This window comes from Desulfosarcina variabilis str. Montpellier, assembly GCF_048565275.1.
In the GTDB taxonomy this organism is placed as follows: Bacteria; Desulfobacterota; Desulfobacteria; order Desulfobacterales; family Desulfosarcinaceae; genus Desulfosarcina; species Desulfosarcina variabilis.
In genome coordinates, this window is the sequence record NZ_CP159846.1 from 2200586 (window position 1) to 2219274 (window position 18689).

The following is an 18689-nucleotide window of genomic DNA, read 5'->3' on the forward strand; positions in this document are numbered from 1 at the left end:
CATCCTCAAGGCCTTAAAGGAAGACGATATGGAAACATTATATGATTTTTTCTCCAAACCAACAGATCCCCGACGGTATACCGGCGTCAAGGTGTCCCTGGCGTCCTCTGACCAGATTCGGCAGTGGTCTCACGGCGAAATAAAAAAGCCGGAGACCATCAATTACCGGACCTTCAAACCGGAACGCGACGGGTTGTTCTGTGCCAAAATCTTTGGCCCTACCAAGGATTATGAGTGTAATTGCGGCAAATATAAACGCATGAAGCATCGCGGTGTCATCTGCGAGAAGTGTGGTGTCGAAGTCATTCAGTCCAAAGTGCGACGGGAGCGCATGGGCCATATCGAGCTGGCGACGCCGGTTTCGCATATCTGGTTTCTCAAAAGTCTGCCCAGCAAGATCGGTAACCTTCTCGATATTACGCTGAAGAACATGGAGAAGGTTCTCTATTTCGATTCATATATTGTCATTGATCCAAAAGACACCGCGCTGACGCGTGGCCAGCTCTTGTCCGACGACAAGTATCAGGAAGCCATCGATACCTATGGATTTGGAAAATTCGAAGCGGGCATTGGGGCCGAAGCGGTTAAGGCCATGCTGGAGAATATCGAACTGGATGAGCTTTACCAGGAACTGCGCAAGGACATTCGGGCGACCAACTCCGTGGCCAAACGTCAAAAATTATCCAAGCGGCTGAAAATTGTCGATGCCTTTATGCGTTCGGGGCTGGAGCCGGTTTGGATGATCATGGATGTTATCCCTGTGCTGCCGCCGGACCTTCGACCGTTGGTTCCCCTTGAGGGGGGACGATTTGCCACCTCGGATCTCAACGATCTTTACCGTCGGGTGATCAATCGTAATAACCGGCTTAAACGACTGATGGATCTGAAGGCGCCGGAGATCATCGTGCGCAATGAAAAGCGTATGCTTCAGGAGTCCGTTGACGTTCTGTTTGACAACGGGCGGCACGGCCGGGTGATCACGGGAACCAATAAACGCCCCCTCAAATCGCTTAGCGATACCCTTAAAGGGAAACAAGGTCGGTTCCGTCAGAACCTGCTGGGCAAACGTGTGGATTATTCCGGTCGTACGGTCATCACCGTCGGCCCGAACTTAAGGCTGCACCAATGTGGCCTGCCTAAAAAAATGGCTTTGGAGTTGTTCAAGCCGTTTGTCTACTATCGGCTGGAACAAAAAGGGCTGGTTTCCACGGTAAAAAGTGCCAAGAAAATGGTCGAACGCGAGGTGCCGGAAGTATGGGATACGCTGGACGAGGTGGTAAAAGAGTATCCGGTCATGCTCAACCGCGCACCGACATTGCATCGACTGGGGATTCAAGCGTTTGAACCCACCTTGATCGAGGGCAAGGCGATCCAGTTACATCCACTGGTCTGTACCGCCTTTAATGCCGACTTTGACGGCGACCAGATGGCGGTGCATGTCCCCTTGTCCGTTGAGTCGCAGATCGAAGCGCGGGTGCTGATGCTGTCCAGCAACAACATCCTTTCCCCGGCCAATGGCAGTCCGATCATTGTGCCCAGCCAGGACATCGTGCTGGGGTTGTACTATATGACCCGCGGTAAAGACGGTATGCGCGGCGAAGGAAAGATTTTCTCCAAGCCTGAAGAAGTGCGTGCTGCTTATGATGGTCGGGCGATCGATCTACATGCCAACATTGTGGTGCGCATCGGCAAAGAGCGGGTGGAAACCACGGTGGGGCGGGTGTTGTTATGGGAGATTATGCCCAAGGATGAAGTGGTTCGCTTGCGACATATCATGGTGGGGGACGAGAAAACCATGGCCACGGTTAGAGCGGCGGCGGCCGATGGTGACGATTTTACGGAGCTGGTTGAAACCTATTCAGAAAGCCTGGATAAAGAAAATGACGGAGAAATTGGTCTGCTCAAGAAGGAAGAGGTCCTGCTTCTGTTCGAATCCGACGCTGACCAGGCTGCCCAGTTGTTCACGCTTGCTTTAAATGAGCTGTCAGAGGTGATCACCACGCGGTCGGGGCATCACCTCTTTCAAGTGATGGAAAGACGACCGGAAATACCTTTTGAGGTCATCAACAAGGTCATGGATAAGGGTGCCCTGCGTGGATTGGTCGATTACGTCTATCGAAATTTGGGTCCCAAGGCCACGGTCATTCTGGCCGACCGGTTAAAGGACATCGGCTACAAATATTCCACCAAAGGAGGGCTCTCCATCTCCATTGATGCCATGATCATTCCGGAAAAGAAGAGTGACATCCTTCAGCGGGCCGACAGTCAAGTCTCAGAAATTGGCCGTCAATATACGGAAGGTCTGATTACTCAGGGGGAAAAATACAACAAGGTGGTGGACATTTGGGCCAAGGCCACGGATGATGTGGCCAATGAAATGATGGCGGCCATGAAAGTCGAGCCACTGCTCAACAAAGATGGAATGCCGCGTCTGGATGAATCCGGCCAACCTCAGATGGCAGAAAGCTTCAATCCCATTTATATGATGGCCGATTCCGGCGCTCGGGGTAGTAAAGATCAGATGCGCCAGTTGGCGGGTATGCGTGGATTGATGGCCAAACCGTCGGGTGAAATTATCGAAACCCCCATTCAGGCCAATTTCAGGGAGGGGCTGTCGGTACTGCAGTATTTTATTTCCACTCACGGTGCGCGCAAAGGCCTTGCCGATACTGCCCTGAAAACCGCCAACTCCGGTTATCTGACCCGGCGTCTAGCCGACGTGGCGCAGGACTGCGCCGTGGTTGAAGACGACTGTGGGGTGACACAGGGGGTGGAGGTTGAACCGCTCCTCGAAGGTGGCGAAGTCATCCAGCGCCTGAGCGAGCGCATCCTCGGCCGGACCACGGTAAAGGATATCCTGGACCCGTTTACCGATGAAGTGATTGTTCGTGCCAACAAGGAAATCAACGAGAAAGATGCGCTTAAAATTGAAAATGCCGGTGTGACCAACGTGCTGATCCGATCCGTGTTGACCTGCCGGACCAAGCACGGTGTCTGCGCCAAATGCTATGGACGGGACCTGGCCCATGGGCGGACCGTAGAAATGGGGCAGGCGGTTGGTATCCTTGCCGCTCAATCCATCGGTGAGCCTGGAACCCAGTTGACCATGCGTACATTTCATATTGGTGGTACGGCCAGCCGTCGGGTTGAACAGGCGGATATCCGCGCCCGTACAGTGGGTAAAATCAAATTCGTCGATCTCAACGTGGTCAGAAATGCCGAAAATGAATTGATTGTCATGAACCGCCGGGGAGGCGAGTTTGCCGTTGTGGGTGAAACCGGTCGTGAACGTGAGCGGTGTCCGGTCATTTACGGCGCCCATATCGTTGTGCAGGAGGGACAGGAGGTAAAACCCGGTGATCTCTTGGCGGTCTGGGACCCATTCACCACGCCGATTATCACCGAGGTCGATGGATCGATCAAGTTTGGTGACTTGATTCCGGGCAAAACCATTCAGGAAAAAGTGGACCCGGTGACAGGCAAATCCAGCCGTACGGTAATTGAATCCAAAACAGCCGAAGAACGTCCCAGAATTTCCATCAAAGGAGAAGACGGTAAGACGGCCAAACTGCCCAAGGGGTCGGGGATGGCCCGGTATATGCTGCCGGTGGATGCCATTGTAATGGTGGAAGAGGGAGATCCGGTGAAAGCCGGCGACATCATCGCCAAACTACCGCGAGCAACGACCAAAACCAAGGATATTACCGGTGGTCTTCCTCGTGTGGCCGAACTGTTTGAGGTGCGCAAACCAAAGGAAGTGGCCGTCTTAAGTGAAATCGACGGTTATGTTTCCATCTCCAAGGCCACCAAAAAAGGTAAACAACGCGTCACCATTTCTCCGGTGGATGTAGGAGACAAGAAAGAATATCTGATTCCACGGGGAAAACACATCAATGTCTACGAAGGGGATTATATTCGTGCCGGTGAACCGCTCATTGGCGGTGCCGCCAATCCCCAAGACATCCTGAAAATTAAAGGCGAGGTGGCGCTGGCCAAATATTTGGTTGATGAAGTTCAGGAAGTATACCGGCTGCAGGGTGTGCGTATCAATGATAAGCATATCGAAGTGATTGTGCGCCAGATGATGCGGCGGGTCAAAGTGGTGGATATTGGAGATACGGATTTTATCCTCGAAGAGCAGGTCGATAAAACGACGTTCGAGGAAGCCAACGAGGCGATTATCGCCAAAGGCGGCAAGCCCTCCATCGCCGAGCCATTGATCCTCGGCATTACCAAAGCGTCATTGAGTACGGACAGCTTTATTTCTGCAGCATCTTTTCAGGAAACAACCAAGGTGCTGACCGATGCCAGTATCGCCGGTTCTGAAGATCGACTGCGGGGCCTCAAGGAAAATGTCATTATGGGGCGAATCATTCCCGCCGGTACAGGGGTGATTGAATACCGGGATTTATCCGTGGGTGCCAGTGGTAGGGAATGACGACTTGGCTACCTGCTTTTGGATGGTGATCTCGCCGGAAGTAAAAAACATCTTGACAATAACAAAAAAAATATATACATAGCCAGTTTCTGTGCGCGAAGAAAATCGATGTCAATGATCAGTTAAAGGGATTATTATGCCAACAATCAACCAGCTCGTGCGTAAGGGTCGGAAAAGGGTCGAAAAAAAGAAAACGACACCGGCACTCAAGGGGGCACCTCAAAAACGAGGCGTATGCACCCGTGTTTATACTTCAACACCCAAAAAGCCGAACTCGGCTTTGCGCAAAGTGGCCCGTGTTCGTCTGACCACTGGTGTGGAAGTCACCGCTTATATTCCCGGAATCGGGCACAATCTTCAGGAGCACTCTGTGGTTCTGGTTCGGGGTGGACGTGTCAAGGACTTACCGGGTGTACGCTATCATATCGTCCGGGGGACACTGGATACCTTGGGGGTGGATGGTCGCCGGCAGGGTCGATCCAAATACGGTGCCAAGAGACCAAAGTAGTCTGACTGATATTCGACATGAAATAAAAATGGTGTGAGTTATGCCGAGAAGAAGAGAAGTGCCTGAACGGGTGATCATCCCGGATGCCAAGTACAACAGCAAATTGGTGTCAAAATTCATTGCCTCAATCATGTGTGACGGCAAAAAGAGTGTGGCCGAGTCGTTGTTGTACGGCGCCTTTGATATTATCAGTGAAAAAACAAAAGAAGAGCCGCTGAAGGTATTTGAAAAGGCGCTTGATAATGTAAAGCCGATGATCGAGGTCAAATCGCGGCGGGTTGGCGGGTCAACCTATCAGGTACCCACAGAGATCAGGCCATCCCGGCGGACCGCCCTTGGAATCCGATGGGTTATCAACTACGCCCGTGCACGCAGCGAAAAGGGGTTTGGGTCCAAGCTTGCCGGTGAGTTAATGGATGCGGCCAACGGCCGTGGAGCGTCGGTTAAAAAACGTGAAGACACACACAAGATGGCCGAGGCCAACAAGGCCTTTGCTCACTATCGCTGGTAAAACGTTTTTCTGATTTTTTATCTGCATAAGGTTCTGATCATTCGATCGGCAGCACGCATTAATCGATCAATGGAGCCTTTTGCCTTGTTGGGGTGAGACCCCGCGTTAACAGGAGGGCCGGGAGATGGCGAAGGAAAAATTTGAGAGGACGAAGCCGCATGTAAACGTAGGGACCATCGGTCACATTGACCATGGCAAGACGACCCTGACGGCAGCGATCACAAAGCTGAGTGGTCTGAAGGGCATGGCGGATTTTATCCCCTTTGATCAGATTGACAAGGCGCCGGAAGAGAAAGAGCGCGGGATCACGATTGCAACGGCGCACGTTGAGTATCAGACGGCGACCCGGCATTACGCGCATGTGGACTGCCCGGGCCACGCGGACTATATCAAGAACATGATCACCGGCGCGGCTCAGATGGACGGTGCGATTCTGGTGGTTGGTGCGGATGACGGTCCGATGCCGCAAACCCGTGAGCATATCCTGTTGGCCCGTCAGGTTGGTGTCCCGCGTATCATCGTGTTTCTGAACAAATGCGACATGGTGGATGACGAGGAGCTGATCGAGCTGGTGGAGCTTGAGCTTCGCGAGCTTCTGGACAAATACGAATTTCCGGGCGACGACACGCCGATTATCCGCGGCAGTGCCTTGAAGGCCCTGGAGTGTGATGATCCGGACGCCGATGATGCCAAGTGCATCTTCGAGCTGCTGGACGCGATCGACAGCTACATTCCGGAGCCGGAGCGCGATATTGACAAACCGTTCTTGATGCCGATCGAAGACGTTTTCAGTATTTCCGGTCGTGGAACGGTTGTGACGGGTCGTGTGGAGCGCGGTATCATCCATGTGGGCGACAATGTGGAGATCGTCGGTATCCGCGAGACGACAAAGACGGTGTGCACGGGTGTTGAGATGTTCCGCAAACTGCTCGATGAAGGTCAGGCGGGCGACAACATCGGCGTCCTGCTGCGTGGTACCAAGCGTGATGAGGTAGAGCGCGGTCAGGTGGTATCGGCGCCGGGGTCGATTACCCCGCATACGAAGTTCAAGGCCGAGGCGTATATTCTGAGCAAGGAAGAGGGTGGCCGCCATACACCGTTTTTCAATGGTTACCGTCCGCAGTTTTATTTCCGGACGACGGACGTTACCGGTGTGTTGGACCTGCCGGAAGGCGTCGAGATGGTGATGCCTGGGGATAACGTGGCGATCACGGCGGAGTTGATTACGCCGATTGCCATGGAGAAAGAATTGCGGTTCGCCATTCGCGAAGGTGGACGTACGGTCGGTGCCGGCGTTGTCAGCGAAATAATCGAATAAACAGAGAGTCTGTAATCATGATAATGAACTCCAAGATCAGGATCCGGCTCAAAGCTTACGATCATAAGCTATTGGATCAGTCGGCGAGTGATATTTTTGACACTGCCAGGAAAACCGGTGCCAAAGTGGTTGGCCCGATTCCCCTGCCGACAAAAATTAATAAATTTTGTGTTCTGCGGTCACCCCATGTGGATAAGAAATCGAGGGAACAGTTCGAAATGCGGACTCACAAGCGCTTGCTTGACATCCTTGAGCCGACCCAGCAGACCGTAGATGCGCTGATGAAGCTAGATCTGTCTCCAGGCGTAGATGTGGAGATCAAACTTTAGCACAGGATGTGAGAGATGTGTAAAGGACTGGTAGCAAAAAAATTGGGCATGACCTCCATGTTCGCGTCCAATGGAACATACATCCCTGTCACTGTTTTGAAAGTCGGACCCTGCGTGGTAACTCAGGTTAAAAAGACGGAGACAGATGGATACCAGGCGTTGCAGCTTGGTTTTGACTCGAAAAAAGAGAAGAATACCACAAAGCCACTCAAGGGTCATTTCGCCAAAAGTGGTGGCAACTGCTTCCGTACATTGAAGGAAGTTGCCGTGGATGATCCGGATGCGTTCGAAGTGGGGCAGTCCATTGGACCCGAGATTTTCCAAGTCGGTGAAAAGGTCAACGTTACGGGTACCACCAAAGGACGTGGGTTTTCCGGCGTAATGAAACGGCACGGATTCGGTGGCGGCCGCCAGACCCATGGTTGCAAAAACCACAGGGTACCTGGATCGATCGGCTGTTCTGCCTGGCCTTCCAAGGTCATCAAAGGAAAACGGATGCCCGGCCAATATGGTGTCGAGACGAAGACTGTCAGGAACCTCGAGGTCATTGACATTCGCCCAGAGGAAAACATTATTCTCGTAAAAGGCCCCGTACCCGGCAGTCGTTCGGGGATCGTAACGATTAACAAGGTCCTTTTCGCCTAAAGAATCGGATCTCAAGCCGCAGAAACGGATAATGGTTGAGGAATAAGGAAGCCATCGATCTTATGAGGCGGCAGTGGACGAGGAACATTATGGCTCTTGTCGATGTATTGAATATTGCCGGAGAAGTGATATCTCAGACCGAGTTGAAGGATGAAATATTCAACGTGCCGGTTAAAAAGAGCGTCCTTCATCAGGTTGTCACCGCGCAACTTGCCGCAAAACGAGCCGGCACCGCATCCGTTAAACGACGCTCAGATGTCCAGGGCAGCCGACGCAAGCTCTACCGGCAGAAGGGAACCGGTCGGGCACGCAAAGGTGATATAAAGTCACCCGTGCTCAGAGGTGGCGGTGTCGTTTTTGGACCGGACCCAAAAGATTTTTCGAAAAAAGTGCCTAAGAAGGTCAGAAAATTAGCCTTAAAAATGGCATTGACCAGCAAGGTGCAAGACCAGCAACTGATTGTTCTGGATAACTTGGATATGTCTGAAATCAAGACCAAGGTATTTGCGGGAATGATCAATACGCTTGGCGCAGAAAAGGCGCTGTTCGTGACCGGAGAGAAAAACGAGACGGTTGAGCTTTCATCCCGCAACATTCCCGGTGTGAAAATCCTTCAAACCCAGGGGTTGAATGTATACGACATCCTGAAGTTTCCGAAACTGGTGATCGTTCAGCCGGCCATTGAAGGAATAGAGGGGAGGTTGGGCTGATGAATCCATACGATATCATTAAGCGACCGGTTATCACGGAAAAGACCAATATCCAGAAAGAAGACTGCAATCAGGTCACTTTCGAAGTGGACCGGCGGGCCAATCGCGTTGAGATTGCACGGGCGATTGAATCAATATTCAACGTCAAAGTCGCAAAAACACGGACAGCTCAGGTCAAAGGAAAAATCAAGCGCCGGGGACGGATATTGGGAAAGCGCAAAGACTGGAAAAAGGCAATTGTTAGCCTTATGCCTGGTGAGCGGATCGATTTCTTTGAAGGAGTTTAGACGCTAGGAGTTAAACATGGCAGTAAAAAAAGTGAAACCAACCAGCCCTGGGCGTCGTTTTCAGAATTACGCTGGTTTTGAAGAGATCACAAAGACAGAGCCTGAAAGAAATCTGATCAAGGCGCTCAGAAAATCCGGTGGTAGAAACGCAAATGGAAGAATCACCAGTCGGCGGCGTGGGGGTGGGCACAAGCGATATTACCGCGTCATCGATTTCAAGCGTAACAAAGACGGCGTACCAGCAACGGTTGCTGCCATTGAGTACGATCCCAATCGTTCTGCACGAATTGCACTGCTTCATTATGCGGATGGGGAAAAACGGTATATTATCGCTCCGCTGAAACTCGCCGTGGGTGATACGGTGATGTCCGGGCCGGAAGCCGACATTCAACCGGGAAACGCGTTGCCTCTGGCCAATATCCCCTTGGGAACACACATTCACAACATTGAACTGCGTCTTGGCAAGGGTGGTCAGATTGTCCGCAGTGCCGGGACCTTTGCCCAGTTAATGGCCAAAGAAGATCGCTACGCGCTGGTCAAACTGCCTTCCGGTGAAGTCCGCATGGTCCTTTTGAAATGCAAAGCCACGGTTGGGCAGCTTGGCAACGTTACCCATGAGAATGTCTCTCTTGGTAAAGCGGGGCGGACGCGCTGGAAAGGTCGGCGACCCAAAGTTCGCGGCGTGGCGATGAACCCTGTCGATCACCCCATGGGCGGTGGCGAGGGGCGTTCATCCGGCGGTCGCCATCCATGCTCTCCCTGGGGCATGCCAACCAAAGGCTATCGAACACGCAAAAACAAGCGCACTGATCGCTATATTGTCAAGCGGCGCACCAAATAGCGCCCAAGCAGGCACTCGTCAAACAATCCCCGAGCGGATGACGGGCTTAGCGGATGGGTTACGGAATATTAGCAGGAGATATTATGCCACGGTCGTTAAAAAAAGGTCCTTTCATTGACCAGAAACTAATCAACAAGGTGAATGCTGCTCAGGGATCGCGGAGTAACCAAGTCATTAAAACATGGTCCAGGCGATCGACGATTTTACCTGAAATGGTAGGTATCACGCTGGCCGTTCACAATGGGAGGAAGTTCATCCCGGTATTTGTTACTGAGAACATGGTTGGCCACAAATTGGGTGAGTTTTCACCAACGCGGACCTACTACGGACATGCAGCCGACAAAAAATCAAAGGTTAAACGATAGAAAAGGAAGGCCCTAAATGGAGGTCAAAGCCACACAACGATACGTGCGCATCTCGCCCCAAAAAGTGAGAATGATCGTTGACGCTATTAAGGGAAAGCCTGCAGAGACAGCGATTAACGCGCTGAAATTTATGCCGCAGAAATCCGCCGGTATCGTCGAAAAGATTGTTCGCTCAGCGGTCGCCAATGCAGATCAGAATACCAGCATCGATGTCGATGATTTGGTGGTTCAAAATCTGATTGTCGATCAAGGACCCACACTGAAACGGTTTAAAGCTAGAGCCAGAGGTAGAGGGGCTCGCATACTTAAAAGAACCGCTCATATTACCGTCGTGTTAGCAGAAGGTTAAGTCCAATAAGGAGGGAATTAGCTTGGGCCAGAAAGTCAACCCTATCTCGTTAAGGCTGGGGATCGTAAAAACCTGGGAATCCCGGTGGTTTGCAGGCAAAAAGTACGCTGATTATATCTTTGAGGACTATCAGATTCGAAAGTTTATCAAAGACAAACTTAAACATGCCGGTGTTTCGAAAATTGAAATCGAACGGTCCACAAAAAGGGTTCGACTTCGCATCTTTACTGCCCGTCCCGGTATCGTTATTGGAAAGAAAGGCTCAGAAATCGAGAAGCTGAAGAAAGAGCTCGAGGGACGCGTGAGCCAGGAAGTTTTAATTGATATCCAGGAAATCAGGAAGCCCGAAGTGGATGCGCAGCTGGTTGCTGAGAATGTCGCGATGCAGATCGAACGTCGGGTCGCTTTCAGAAGAGCCATGAAAAGAGGCGTTTCCTCGGCGATGCGATTCGGCGCACAGGGGGTTAAGATAATATGCTCGGGCCGTCTGGGTGGTGCTGAAATGGCTAGGACGGAATGGTACCGTGAGGGACGGGTACCACTGCACACATTAAGAGCAGATATCGATTACGGAATCACCGAAGCGCGCACGACCTATGGTGTGATTGGCGTTAAAGTGTTCGTTTTTCACGGTGAGATTCTCAATAAGGACAAGGCCGAAGTGAATAGCTAGGCTTGTGGGAGATACCAAATGCTGAGCCCCAAAAAGGTAAAATACAGAAAAAGTCAAAAAGGAAGGATGAAGGGTGCCGCCTATCGAGGGTGCAATCTGAGCTTTGGCGAATTTGGCCTGCAGGCTGTAGACTGTGGTCGAATTTCTTCAAAACAGATTGAAGCCGCACGTATTGCCATGACCCGCCATGTGAAAAGGGGGGGCAAGATTTGGATTCGCCTTTTTCCTGATAAACCGTATACCAAAAAACCCGCTGAGGTTCGCATGGGAAAAGGAAAAGGTGCACCCGAAGGATGGGTTGCAGTCATCAAGCCGGGGCGGGTCCTTTATGAGATGACTGGTGTCAGCCGGGAAATGGCCAAGGAGGCGCTTCGCCTCGCTGCTCACAAACTGCCCATCAAAACCCGGTTTGTGGAGAGGAGCGAGATATAATGAAAGCGACAGAAATTAGAGACCTTAATATAGACGAGATAAACCAAAAAGTCGCTGATTTGAAAGAGGCTCTGTTCAACCTACGGTTTCAGCATGAAATCGGGCAATTGGAAAACCCGAAAAAGATAGGGCAGACCAAAAAAGATATCGCTCGGTTGAGAACCATTTTGAACGAAAAAACAAATTAGAGATAAGAAGCGGTCATGAAAAATCGAGGAATTCAAAGACAATTGATTGGTACCGTGGTCAGCGACAAAATGGATAAAACGGCTGTCGTTCAGGTCGAACGGTTGGTCAAGCACTCACTATATAAAAAATACATCCGTCGTCGCAATAAATTCGCCGCCCACGACAAAGACAATAGCTGCGCCATTGGGGACCGTGTGCTCATTACCGAATCCAGGCCCATCAGCAAGCATAAACGGTGGCGAGTCACCGAGATTATCGAAAAAGCCGTTTAGCCACAAAGGACGATTATTATGATTCAGGCCGAAACAAAACTGACGGTTGCGGACAACTCCGGTGCACGCGCAGTATACTGCATAAAGGTCCTGGGAGGGTCTAAAAGACGATACGCAAGCATTGGCGATATCATCGTTGTTACTGTCAAAGAAGCTATCCCAAATGCCAAGGTTAAAAAGGGTGACGTCCTCAAAGCTGTCGTGGTAAGGACCAAGAAGGAGATCCGGCGCCCGGATGGTTCATATATTCGCTTTGATGACAATTCTGCTGTACTGATCAATAATCAACGTGAACCCTTGGGCACACGTATTTTCGGACCGGTCGCTCGTGAGCTTCGTGCAAAGCGATTTATGAAGATCGTTTCACTTGCACCCGAGGTGCTTTAACGTCCGTCCCGCCCTTTTCGGAGAAGAGAAAATGATCAAAGACATTATCGCAATTAAAAAAGATGACAAGGTCAAGGTCATCAGCGGCAAGGACAAAGGTAAGGTCGGTAAAGTCCTTAAAGTTATCGGTAAAAAAAACCGTCTCCTAGTTGAGAATATCAATATTGTTAAACGCCATACCAAACCTAATGCACAAAACCGGCAGGGCGGGATAATCGAGAGCGAAGCGCCAATTCATTGGTCTAACGTGATGCTGATGTGCAACAAATGCATCGAACCGGTGAGAGTTAAACACAAGACCCTTGATGATGGCAAAAAAGTACGCGTCTGCGGGAAATGTAACGAGATTATAGACGCCTAAAGGCGCTGAAAAGAGCGTTCTCGGAGGATAACCATGTCGCAGCTAAAAACATTTTACCACGATTCCGTGGTGCCGAAGCTAAAAGAAAAGTTTAATTACCAAAACCCTATGGAAATTCCTAAAATCACGAAGATTGTGGTTAACATGGGGTTGGGGGAAGCCATCCACAATATCAAAATTATTGATTCTGCAGTCGAAGAGCTAAAACAGATTTCCGGGCAGCAGCCTGTCGTCACCCGAGCAAAAAAATCGATTGCCGCCTTCAAACTTAGAGAAGGCATGCCCATTGGCTGTATGGTTACCCTTAGACGAAAACGGATGTATGATTTTCTAAATAAGTTGATCAATGTCGCCCTTCCTCGCGTCAGGGATTTTAGAGGTATTTCCGGCAAAGCCTTCGACGGTTCTGGCAACTATTCGCTGGGTATCAAAGAACAGCTTATTTTCCCAGAAATTGATTACGATAAAATAGATAAGATTAAAGGGCTTAACATTAGTATCGTTACATCGGCCAAAACCAACGAAGAGGGCAAGGAACTCCTAAAATTGATGGGAATGCCCTTTAGGAACTAATCGCGCCTGGAAGAAAGTTAGAAGGAGAAAGCATTGGCGAAGACATCACTTAGAGAAAAGGCAAAACGGAAACCGAAGTTCAGTGTAAGGGCTTATAACCGGTGTCCCATATGCGGAAGGCCGAGAGCATTTATCAGAAAGTTTGGCATTTGCCGCATCTGCTTTCGCAACATGGCTTCCCAGGGAAGACTTCCAGGTGTTGTCAAGTCCAGTTGGTAACCAACAACCCATTTAGAAAAACCGTAAAGTAGGAAATGTCCATGAGCGATCCGATTGCTGATATGTTAACCAGAATCCGGAATGCCGGGAAAGCCAAGCATAATAGCGTGGACATCCCCGGTTCAAAAATAAAAACCGAGATAGCCAAGGTCCTGAAAGAATCCGGCTACATTCGTAACTACAAGTTCATGAGCGACGGCAAGCAGGGGGTGCTGCGTGTATATCTTAAATACACAGGAGCACAGAAACATACCATTGTCAGTATTGAGCGGATCAGCAAACCCAGCCGTCGGAGTTACCTTAATGCAAAATCGGTCAAACCTGTTTACAATGGTATGGGGATTGCCATTATGTCAACCTCCCATGGGGTCATGACCGATAAAGCCGCACGAGAAAAAAATATCGGTGGTGAAGTGCTCTGCACTGTATGGTAGGTAACTGAAAACACAAATTGGGTCTTACAGGTCTGACGGTCAATTTCGACCTGAAACACATTTTAGCCGCGGACAGGCTGTAAAACGAGGTGTACAAATGTCTCGAGTTGGCAAAAAAGAAATCATCATCCCCAGCAAAACCAGTGTCGCCTACAATGACCGCGAACTGGTGGTGAAAGGGGAAAAAGGAACTTTAAAAAGAACCATTCACCCTGCCGTTGAACTTGCAATCGAGGGCGACAAAATTTCAGTAACGATTGACCAAGAAGACCGCAAAACAAGATCCATTCAAGGTTTGACCCGTAGCCTTGTAGCCAATATGGTCGATGGTGTCAGCAAAGGATTCGAGAAAACACTGGAAATTCACGGCATTGGATACCGCGCGGAAATGAAGGGGAAGTCCATCGTACTAAACTTGGGGTATTCCCATCCAATTGATTTCCCGATGCCTGAGGGAATCAGCGCAACCGTCGATAAAAACAATGTAATCAAAGTGATGGGTATCGATAAGGAAAAAGTAGGGCAGACTGCGGCGTCAATCCGAAAATTGAGGGTGCCTGAGCCATACAAAGGCAAAGGGATTAAATACGCCGAAGAGCACATTCAACGGAAAGCCGGCAAGACGGGAACCAAATAATCGTTAAAAAGGTAGCAACCGTATAGGCTGAATAAAAGACAAAGGCCATCGAGGGAATAATAAATGGGCTCAACTAACGCAAAAAAAGTAATTTGGCTGAAGAGAAAAAGAAGAATCCGTAAAAAGATCATTAGCACTGCGGAGCGCCCGAGACTAACAGTCTTTCGAAGCGCAAAACACATTTACGGCCAAATTGTCGACGACATCACTGGTTCCACCATTGTGGCTGCCTGTAGCAACGAAAAAGCTGTCAAAGAGCAGCCTTCCTTCGAAAGCAAAGTTGCCAAAGCGGTTTTTACTGGCAAACTGCTTGCTCAAAGAGCCATGGACAAAGGTGTCAAAAAAGTCGTCTTTGATCGGAATGGCTTTCTTTATCATGGTAGAATCAAGGCCTTTTCCGATGGCGCCCGTGAAGCGGGGTTGGATTTTTAGGACACACCAGTTTAAGGAGGCAGACCGTTGTTCAAACAAGATACCGAAGAAAACCAGCTGATCGACAAAGTCGTTCACATTAGCCGGGTGGCCAAGGTCGTTAAAGGCGGACGCCGCTTCAGCTTTAGCGCCATTGTGGTGGTTGGCGACGGAGAAGGCAGCGTCGGCTATGGACTTGGAAAGGCCGGCGAAGTTCCCGAAGCGATCCGCAAGGGTGTTGAAAAGGCTAAAAAATCCATGGTTAAGGTTCCGCTCAATGAAGGAACCGTACCTTTTACCGTGATCGGCAAATACGGCGCCGGACGGGTCATGTTGAAACCTGCATCTGAAGGTACGGGGGTCATCGCTGGCGGTGCTGTTCGTGCGGTGCTTGAGGCAGTGGGTGTGCAAAATATTTTGACCAAATGCATGGGAACCAACAATCCCCATAACGTGGTGAAGGCTACTGTCGATGGACTTAAACAACTCGAAAGCGTCGAGTCGGTTGCTGCCAGACGCGGACTCAAGGTGCAGGATTTGAGATAAGGAAAATTTCCGATGAGTAAAATGCTTAAAGTAAAACTGGTTAAAAGCATGATTGGACGCCCGGAAAAACACCGCAAGGTACTAAAGGGGATGGGCCTCACGAAACTCAATCGCACCGTCGAGTTGCAGGATACGCCGTCTGTCAGAGGAATGGTACAGAAAGTATCTCACTTGGTGGTTGCTGAGGAGAAATAACCAATGGAACTTTACGAATTGGCTCCTGAAAAAGGGCAGCGTAAAAATAAAAAAAGAGTTGGACGCGGTGTTGCCTCGGGCAATGGGAAAACCGCCGGCAGGGGCAGCAAAGGCCAAAACGCACGCTCAGGCGGTGGGGTTCGGCCAGGTTATGAAGGCGGCCAGATGCCCATTCACCGCAGACTGCCGAAAAGAGGCTTTAAAAATCCGTTTAAAAAGATCTTTGCGATTATTAACGTAAAAGACCTGAACCGATTTGAGAAGGACGCTATCATTGATGAAACCGCTTTAGTGAAAAGCGGCTTGGTCAAAGGCGATCGAGACGGAATCAAGCTTCTTGGCAATGGTGAGATCAGCGTTCCATTGACCTTAAAAATCGACAAGGTTAGCGAAAGCGCCAGGCAAAAGATTGAGGCTGCCGGCGGAAAGATCGAGGAGATTTAATTATGGTCGGCGGTGGCTTCGGTAATATTTTTAAGATTCCCGAACTAAAAAAGCGCATTCTATATACGCTCGCTCTGCTGTTTGTATATAGGATTGGCGTGCATGTGCCTACTCCTGGAATTGATACTGTCGCCCTGGCCTCTTTTTTCGCAAAAATGGAAGGCACCATTTTCGGAATATTCAATATGTTTTCCGGTGGTGCGCTAGAGCAGCTCTCTGTTTTCGCATTGGGTATTATGCCATACATCAGTGCGTCGATCATTCTTCAACTGCTCACGGTGGTTATTCCCCATTTAGAGCAACTCAAAAATGAGGGAGAGCAGGGAAGAAAAAAGATCACCCAATATACAAGATACGGAACCGTTCTTTTAAGTGTTATCCAAGGGATGGGAATCAGCATTGGCTTGGAAAGCATGACTTCACCAGGTGGCGCACCGATTGTGCTATTTCCCGGGTGGGGATTCAGACTGATGACGGTTCTGACGCTCACCGCAGGCACCGCATTTATCATGTGGCTTGGTGAGCAGATTACTGAAAGAGGTATCGGCAATGGAATCTCGCTGATCATTTTTGCAGGGATTGTTGCCAGAATGCCGGCTGCCATTGGGAATACCTTTCGGTTGATTTCCACCGGTGAAATGAATATTTTTGGGATGGTTGTTTTACTGGTTTTGATGATTCTGGTGGTTGGCTTTATCATTTTTGTTGAACAAGGACAGCGACGGATTCCGGTTCAGTACGCCAAAAGAGTTGTCGGGCGCAGAATGTATGGCGGGCAGAGTACGCACCTTCCCCTCAAGATCAACACATCCGGCGTTATTCCACCGATATTTGCCTCGTCGATTATCATGTTCCCGGCGACGATCGCCAGCTTCATTACGATCCCCTGGATGAAGGCGATTGCCGACTCCATGCGGCCGGGGAATGTTTTTTATGAGCTGCTGTACGTGGGATTTATCTTTTTCTTTTGCTATTTTTATACGGCGGTTACCTTTAACCCGGTGGATGTTGCCGATAATATGAAAAAAAACGGCGGTTATATCCCAGGTATCAGGCCTGGTAAACGCACGGCTGACTACATTGACCGGGTGTTGACGCGAATTACCTTAGGCGGGGCCATTTATGTGTCTGCCGTCTGCGTCCTGCCGTCGATTTTGATTTCCAGGTTCAATGTCCCGTTTTATTTCGGTGGAACTGCGCTGCTGATTGTTGTCGGCGTTGCGATCGATACCGTGGCCCAGATGGAGTCGCACATGCTTACGCGACACTACGAGGGGTTTTTAAAGAAAGGCGGCATTCGGGGTCGTCGCTAAGCAATGCCTTTTAGCAAATTTTTTACATTAGATTCAGGAGATTGTAATGCCAAAGGAAGAGGCCATAAAAGTAGAAGGTACCGTTCTTGAAACGCTGCCAAACGCCATGTTCAAGGTAGAACTTGAAAACAAGCACCAGGTCCTGGCGCACATCTCCGGAAAAATGAGAATGCATTTTATTAAAATTTTGCCTGGTGACAAGGTCACTGTAGAACTATCACCATATGACCTTTCTCGGGGAAGGATCACCTATCGTTCAAAATAAAGCAATATGTGGATTGGCGACAAAGACCAATAAAAAAAAACACTGCGCTTTTTCGAAGGATCGTTATAAAGGAGACAAAATGAAGGTCAGGGCATCCGTTAGAAAGATTTGCAGCAAATGCAAAATCATCAAACGAAAAGGTATCGTTAGAGTAATCTGCGAGAACAAAAGACACAAACAGAGACAAGGTTAGAGGAGGTTGAGCTTTGGCAAGAATCGCCGGTGTAGACTTACCTAGACGAAAACGGATAGAAATCGGACTGACCTATATATATGGTATTGGGAGAACAACCTCCAATCGGATCCTTAGCAAACTCAGTATCGACCCGAATACCAACACAGACGATCTTTCCGAGGCTGAAATCAACAGCATTCGCAAGGTAATTGACAGTGAATACAAGGTTGAAGGTGAACTTCGGACAGAAGTCTCCATGAACATTAAACGGCTGATGGACCTTGGATGCTACCGTGGGCTCAGACACAGAAGATCGTTGCCTGTCCATGGACAACGGACCAGCACCAATGCCAGGACAAGGAAAGGTCCCAAAAAGTCTGCAATTAAGAAAAAAGGTGCAGCTAAAAAGTAATCTATCACTTTTCAGGAACAGGTAAATGCCGAGAAAATCCAAAACTAAAAAGAAGGAAAGAAAGAACATCGCTAGCGGTGTTGTTCATATTCAATCCACATTCAACAACACCATTGTCACGATCAGTGATACAATGGGCAATGTTGTTTCATGGTCCAGTGCAGGTATCCATGGATTTAAAGGGTCCAGAAAAAGTACGCCGTTTGCTGCTCAAATGACCGCCGAGGATGCCGCCAAAAAGGCAATGGAACATGGCATGAAAAGTGTTGAAGTGTATGTGAAGGGGCCAGGGGCAGGTCGGGAATCCGCGCTTCGCGCCCTCCAGGCAGCTGGTTTCAACGTCACGATGATAAAAGATGTTACCCCTATTCCTCACAACGGATGCCGGCCACCCAAAAGAAGAAGGGTGTAATCAAGAGACCACACGCGTTGTCACATTAAATAATTAAA

General features: G+C 49.6%; 30 protein-coding genes. All 30 read left to right on the top strand.

Annotated elements, in window-relative coordinates:
- Positions 1 to 28: 28 nt before the first annotated feature.
- The 30 genes from rpoC (at position 29) to rpsK (ending at position 18651) form a co-directional block, all read left to right on the top strand.
- Positions 29 to 4438 carry a DNA-directed RNA polymerase subunit beta' gene (rpoC, locus tag Dvar_RS09880; protein WP_419661517.1) on the top strand — a complete coding sequence of 1470 codons (4410 nt, stop codon included), beginning with the start codon at positions 29 to 31 and terminating at the stop codon, positions 4436 to 4438.
- A 136-nt stretch (positions 4439 to 4574) separates the two neighbouring features.
- Complete coding sequence (rpsL, locus tag Dvar_RS09885; RefSeq protein ID WP_419661518.1) at positions 4575 to 4946, top strand: 30S ribosomal protein S12; 372 nt, start codon at positions 4575 to 4577, stop codon at positions 4944 to 4946.
- Between the two features lie 40 nt (positions 4947 to 4986).
- Positions 4987 to 5457, top strand: coding sequence for a 30S ribosomal protein S7 (gene rpsG / locus Dvar_RS09890; protein WP_419661519.1), 471 nt, complete (start codon positions 4987 to 4989; stop codon positions 5455 to 5457).
- Between the two features lie 124 nt (positions 5458 to 5581).
- Positions 5582 to 6775, top strand: a complete 1194-nt coding sequence (gene tuf, locus Dvar_RS09895) for an elongation factor Tu (protein ID WP_419661508.1) — start codon at positions 5582 to 5584, stop codon at positions 6773 to 6775.
- 23 nt (positions 6776 to 6798) lie between these two features.
- Positions 6799 to 7104: a 30S ribosomal protein S10 gene (gene rpsJ / locus Dvar_RS09900; RefSeq protein WP_231716440.1), complete on the top strand. Its 306-nt coding sequence runs from the start codon at positions 6799 to 6801 to the stop codon at positions 7102 to 7104.
- A 15-nt stretch (positions 7105 to 7119) separates the two neighbouring features.
- Positions 7120 to 7749: a 50S ribosomal protein L3 gene (gene rplC / locus Dvar_RS09905; RefSeq protein ID WP_419661520.1), complete on the top strand. Its 630-nt coding sequence runs from the start codon at positions 7120 to 7122 to the stop codon at positions 7747 to 7749.
- Between the two features lie 89 nt (positions 7750 to 7838).
- On the top strand, positions 7839 to 8459 hold the full coding sequence (rplD, locus tag Dvar_RS09910; RefSeq protein ID WP_419661521.1) for a 50S ribosomal protein L4: 621 nt from the start codon (positions 7839 to 7841) through the stop codon (positions 8457 to 8459).
- Positions 8459 to 8746: a 50S ribosomal protein L23 gene (rplW, locus tag Dvar_RS09915; protein ID WP_419661522.1), complete on the top strand. Its 288-nt coding sequence runs from the start codon at positions 8459 to 8461 to the stop codon at positions 8744 to 8746. The genes rplD and rplW overlap by 1 nt, the downstream gene beginning before the upstream one ends.
- 16 nt (positions 8747 to 8762) lie before the next feature.
- The gene (gene rplB, locus Dvar_RS09920) at positions 8763 to 9587 is read left to right on the top strand and encodes a 50S ribosomal protein L2 (protein ID WP_419661523.1); all 825 of its coding nucleotides are present in this window, start codon (positions 8763 to 8765) and stop codon (positions 9585 to 9587) included.
- Between the two features lie 83 nt (positions 9588 to 9670).
- Entirely contained in the window at positions 9671 to 9952 is a 282-nt protein-coding gene (gene rpsS, locus Dvar_RS09925) for a 30S ribosomal protein S19 (protein ID WP_419664094.1), read from the top strand.
- 16 nt (positions 9953 to 9968) lie between these two features.
- On the top strand, positions 9969 to 10301 hold the full coding sequence (rplV, locus tag Dvar_RS09930) for a 50S ribosomal protein L22 (RefSeq protein WP_419661524.1): 333 nt from the start codon (positions 9969 to 9971) through the stop codon (positions 10299 to 10301).
- A gap of 22 nt (positions 10302 to 10323) precedes the next feature.
- Positions 10324 to 10974 (top strand): 30S ribosomal protein S3, encoded by a 651-nt coding sequence (rpsC, locus tag Dvar_RS09935; RefSeq protein ID WP_419661525.1) that lies wholly within the window; start codon positions 10324 to 10326, stop codon positions 10972 to 10974.
- Between the two features lie 18 nt (positions 10975 to 10992).
- Positions 10993 to 11406, top strand: a complete 414-nt coding sequence (rplP, locus tag Dvar_RS09940) for a 50S ribosomal protein L16 (protein WP_419661526.1) — start codon at positions 10993 to 10995, stop codon at positions 11404 to 11406.
- Entirely contained in the window at positions 11406 to 11594 is a 189-nt protein-coding gene (gene rpmC, locus Dvar_RS09945) for a 50S ribosomal protein L29 (RefSeq protein WP_419661527.1), read from the top strand. The genes rplP and rpmC overlap by 1 nt, the downstream gene beginning before the upstream one ends.
- Before the next feature lie 15 nt (positions 11595 to 11609).
- Positions 11610 to 11867, top strand: a complete 258-nt coding sequence (gene rpsQ / locus Dvar_RS09950; RefSeq protein ID WP_419661528.1) for a 30S ribosomal protein S17 — start codon at positions 11610 to 11612, stop codon at positions 11865 to 11867.
- An 18-nt stretch (positions 11868 to 11885) separates the two neighbouring features.
- Positions 11886 to 12254 (top strand): 50S ribosomal protein L14, encoded by a 369-nt coding sequence (rplN, locus tag Dvar_RS09955; protein ID WP_419661529.1) that lies wholly within the window; start codon positions 11886 to 11888, stop codon positions 12252 to 12254.
- A 31-nt stretch (positions 12255 to 12285) separates the two neighbouring features.
- A complete protein-coding gene (gene rplX, locus Dvar_RS09960; RefSeq protein ID WP_419661531.1) occupies positions 12286 to 12615 on the top strand; it encodes a 50S ribosomal protein L24 in 330 nt (109 codons plus the stop codon).
- A gap of 33 nt (positions 12616 to 12648) precedes the next feature.
- Positions 12649 to 13188, top strand: coding sequence for a 50S ribosomal protein L5 (rplE, locus tag Dvar_RS09965; RefSeq protein WP_419661532.1), 540 nt, complete (start codon positions 12649 to 12651; stop codon positions 13186 to 13188).
- A 33-nt stretch (positions 13189 to 13221) separates the two neighbouring features.
- Positions 13222 to 13407 carry a type Z 30S ribosomal protein S14 gene (locus Dvar_RS09970; protein WP_419661533.1) on the top strand — a complete coding sequence of 62 codons (186 nt, stop codon included), beginning with the start codon at positions 13222 to 13224 and terminating at the stop codon, positions 13405 to 13407.
- 35 nt (positions 13408 to 13442) lie between these two features.
- The gene (rpsH, locus tag Dvar_RS09975; RefSeq protein WP_419661534.1) at positions 13443 to 13841 is read left to right on the top strand and encodes a 30S ribosomal protein S8; all 399 of its coding nucleotides are present in this window, start codon (positions 13443 to 13445) and stop codon (positions 13839 to 13841) included.
- A gap of 97 nt (positions 13842 to 13938) precedes the next feature.
- On the top strand, positions 13939 to 14478 hold the full coding sequence (rplF, locus tag Dvar_RS09980) for a 50S ribosomal protein L6 (RefSeq protein ID WP_419661535.1): 540 nt from the start codon (positions 13939 to 13941) through the stop codon (positions 14476 to 14478).
- A 63-nt stretch (positions 14479 to 14541) separates the two neighbouring features.
- A complete protein-coding gene (rplR, locus tag Dvar_RS09985) occupies positions 14542 to 14910 on the top strand; it encodes a 50S ribosomal protein L18 (protein WP_419661536.1) in 369 nt (122 codons plus the stop codon).
- Positions 14911 to 14937: 27 nt separating this feature from the next.
- Complete coding sequence (gene rpsE, locus Dvar_RS09990; protein WP_419661537.1) at positions 14938 to 15435, top strand: 30S ribosomal protein S5; 498 nt, start codon at positions 14938 to 14940, stop codon at positions 15433 to 15435.
- Positions 15436 to 15447: 12 nt separating this feature from the next.
- On the top strand, positions 15448 to 15630 hold the full coding sequence (gene rpmD, locus Dvar_RS09995; protein ID WP_419661538.1) for a 50S ribosomal protein L30: 183 nt from the start codon (positions 15448 to 15450) through the stop codon (positions 15628 to 15630).
- A 3-nt stretch (positions 15631 to 15633) separates the two neighbouring features.
- Positions 15634 to 16074, top strand: a complete 441-nt coding sequence (gene rplO, locus Dvar_RS10000; protein ID WP_419661539.1) for a 50S ribosomal protein L15 — start codon at positions 15634 to 15636, stop codon at positions 16072 to 16074.
- A gap of 2 nt (positions 16075 to 16076) precedes the next feature.
- Positions 16077 to 17387, top strand: a complete 1311-nt coding sequence (secY, locus tag Dvar_RS10005; protein WP_419661540.1) for a preprotein translocase subunit SecY — start codon at positions 16077 to 16079, stop codon at positions 17385 to 17387.
- A 46-nt stretch (positions 17388 to 17433) separates the two neighbouring features.
- The gene (gene infA, locus Dvar_RS10010; RefSeq protein ID WP_410289540.1) at positions 17434 to 17652 is read left to right on the top strand and encodes a translation initiation factor IF-1; all 219 of its coding nucleotides are present in this window, start codon (positions 17434 to 17436) and stop codon (positions 17650 to 17652) included.
- A gap of 79 nt (positions 17653 to 17731) precedes the next feature.
- Positions 17732 to 17845 (top strand): 50S ribosomal protein L36, encoded by a 114-nt coding sequence (gene rpmJ, locus Dvar_RS10015; RefSeq protein ID WP_419661541.1) that lies wholly within the window; start codon positions 17732 to 17734, stop codon positions 17843 to 17845.
- A gap of 13 nt (positions 17846 to 17858) precedes the next feature.
- A complete protein-coding gene (gene rpsM, locus Dvar_RS10020; RefSeq protein WP_419661542.1) occupies positions 17859 to 18239 on the top strand; it encodes a 30S ribosomal protein S13 in 381 nt (126 codons plus the stop codon).
- Between the two features lie 25 nt (positions 18240 to 18264).
- A complete protein-coding gene (gene rpsK, locus Dvar_RS10025) occupies positions 18265 to 18651 on the top strand; it encodes a 30S ribosomal protein S11 (protein ID WP_419661543.1) in 387 nt (128 codons plus the stop codon).
- Positions 18652 to 18689 lie beyond the last annotated feature (38 nt).

Coding starts and splice junctions, on each gene's coding strand:
- rpoC (WP_419661517.1), top strand. CDS start 29: ATGGAAACATTATATGATTTTTTCTCCAAACCAACAGATCCCCGACGG.
- rpsL (WP_419661518.1), top strand. CDS start 4,575: ATGCCAACAATCAACCAGCTCGTGCGTAAGGGTCGGAAAAGGGTCGAA.
- rpsG (WP_419661519.1), top strand. CDS start 4,987: ATGCCGAGAAGAAGAGAAGTGCCTGAACGGGTGATCATCCCGGATGCC.
- tuf (WP_419661508.1), top strand. CDS start 5,582: ATGGCGAAGGAAAAATTTGAGAGGACGAAGCCGCATGTAAACGTAGGG.
- rpsJ (WP_231716440.1), top strand. CDS start 6,799: ATGAACTCCAAGATCAGGATCCGGCTCAAAGCTTACGATCATAAGCTA.
- rplC (WP_419661520.1), top strand. CDS start 7,120: ATGTGTAAAGGACTGGTAGCAAAAAAATTGGGCATGACCTCCATGTTC.
- rplD (WP_419661521.1), top strand. CDS start 7,839: ATGGCTCTTGTCGATGTATTGAATATTGCCGGAGAAGTGATATCTCAG.
- rplW (WP_419661522.1), top strand. CDS start 8,459: ATGAATCCATACGATATCATTAAGCGACCGGTTATCACGGAAAAGACC.
- rplB (WP_419661523.1), top strand. CDS start 8,763: ATGGCAGTAAAAAAAGTGAAACCAACCAGCCCTGGGCGTCGTTTTCAG.
- rpsS (WP_419664094.1), top strand. CDS start 9,671: ATGCCACGGTCGTTAAAAAAAGGTCCTTTCATTGACCAGAAACTAATC.
- rplV (WP_419661524.1), top strand. CDS start 9,969: ATGGAGGTCAAAGCCACACAACGATACGTGCGCATCTCGCCCCAAAAA.
- rplP (WP_419661526.1), top strand. CDS start 10,993: ATGCTGAGCCCCAAAAAGGTAAAATACAGAAAAAGTCAAAAAGGAAGG.
- rpmC (WP_419661527.1), top strand. CDS start 11,406: ATGAAAGCGACAGAAATTAGAGACCTTAATATAGACGAGATAAACCAA.
- rpsQ (WP_419661528.1), top strand. CDS start 11,610: ATGAAAAATCGAGGAATTCAAAGACAATTGATTGGTACCGTGGTCAGC.
- rplN (WP_419661529.1), top strand. CDS start 11,886: ATGATTCAGGCCGAAACAAAACTGACGGTTGCGGACAACTCCGGTGCA.
- rplX (WP_419661531.1), top strand. CDS start 12,286: ATGATCAAAGACATTATCGCAATTAAAAAAGATGACAAGGTCAAGGTC.
- rplE (WP_419661532.1), top strand. CDS start 12,649: ATGTCGCAGCTAAAAACATTTTACCACGATTCCGTGGTGCCGAAGCTA.
- rpsH (WP_419661534.1), top strand. CDS start 13,443: ATGTCCATGAGCGATCCGATTGCTGATATGTTAACCAGAATCCGGAAT.
- rplF (WP_419661535.1), top strand. CDS start 13,939: ATGTCTCGAGTTGGCAAAAAAGAAATCATCATCCCCAGCAAAACCAGT.
- rplR (WP_419661536.1), top strand. CDS start 14,542: ATGGGCTCAACTAACGCAAAAAAAGTAATTTGGCTGAAGAGAAAAAGA.
- rpmD (WP_419661538.1), top strand. CDS start 15,448: ATGAGTAAAATGCTTAAAGTAAAACTGGTTAAAAGCATGATTGGACGC.
- rplO (WP_419661539.1), top strand. CDS start 15,634: ATGGAACTTTACGAATTGGCTCCTGAAAAAGGGCAGCGTAAAAATAAA.
- secY (WP_419661540.1), top strand. CDS start 16,077: ATGGTCGGCGGTGGCTTCGGTAATATTTTTAAGATTCCCGAACTAAAA.
- infA (WP_410289540.1), top strand. CDS start 17,434: ATGCCAAAGGAAGAGGCCATAAAAGTAGAAGGTACCGTTCTTGAAACG.
- rpmJ (WP_419661541.1), top strand. CDS start 17,732: ATGAAGGTCAGGGCATCCGTTAGAAAGATTTGCAGCAAATGCAAAATC.
- rpsK (WP_419661543.1), top strand. CDS start 18,265: ATGCCGAGAAAATCCAAAACTAAAAAGAAGGAAAGAAAGAACATCGCT.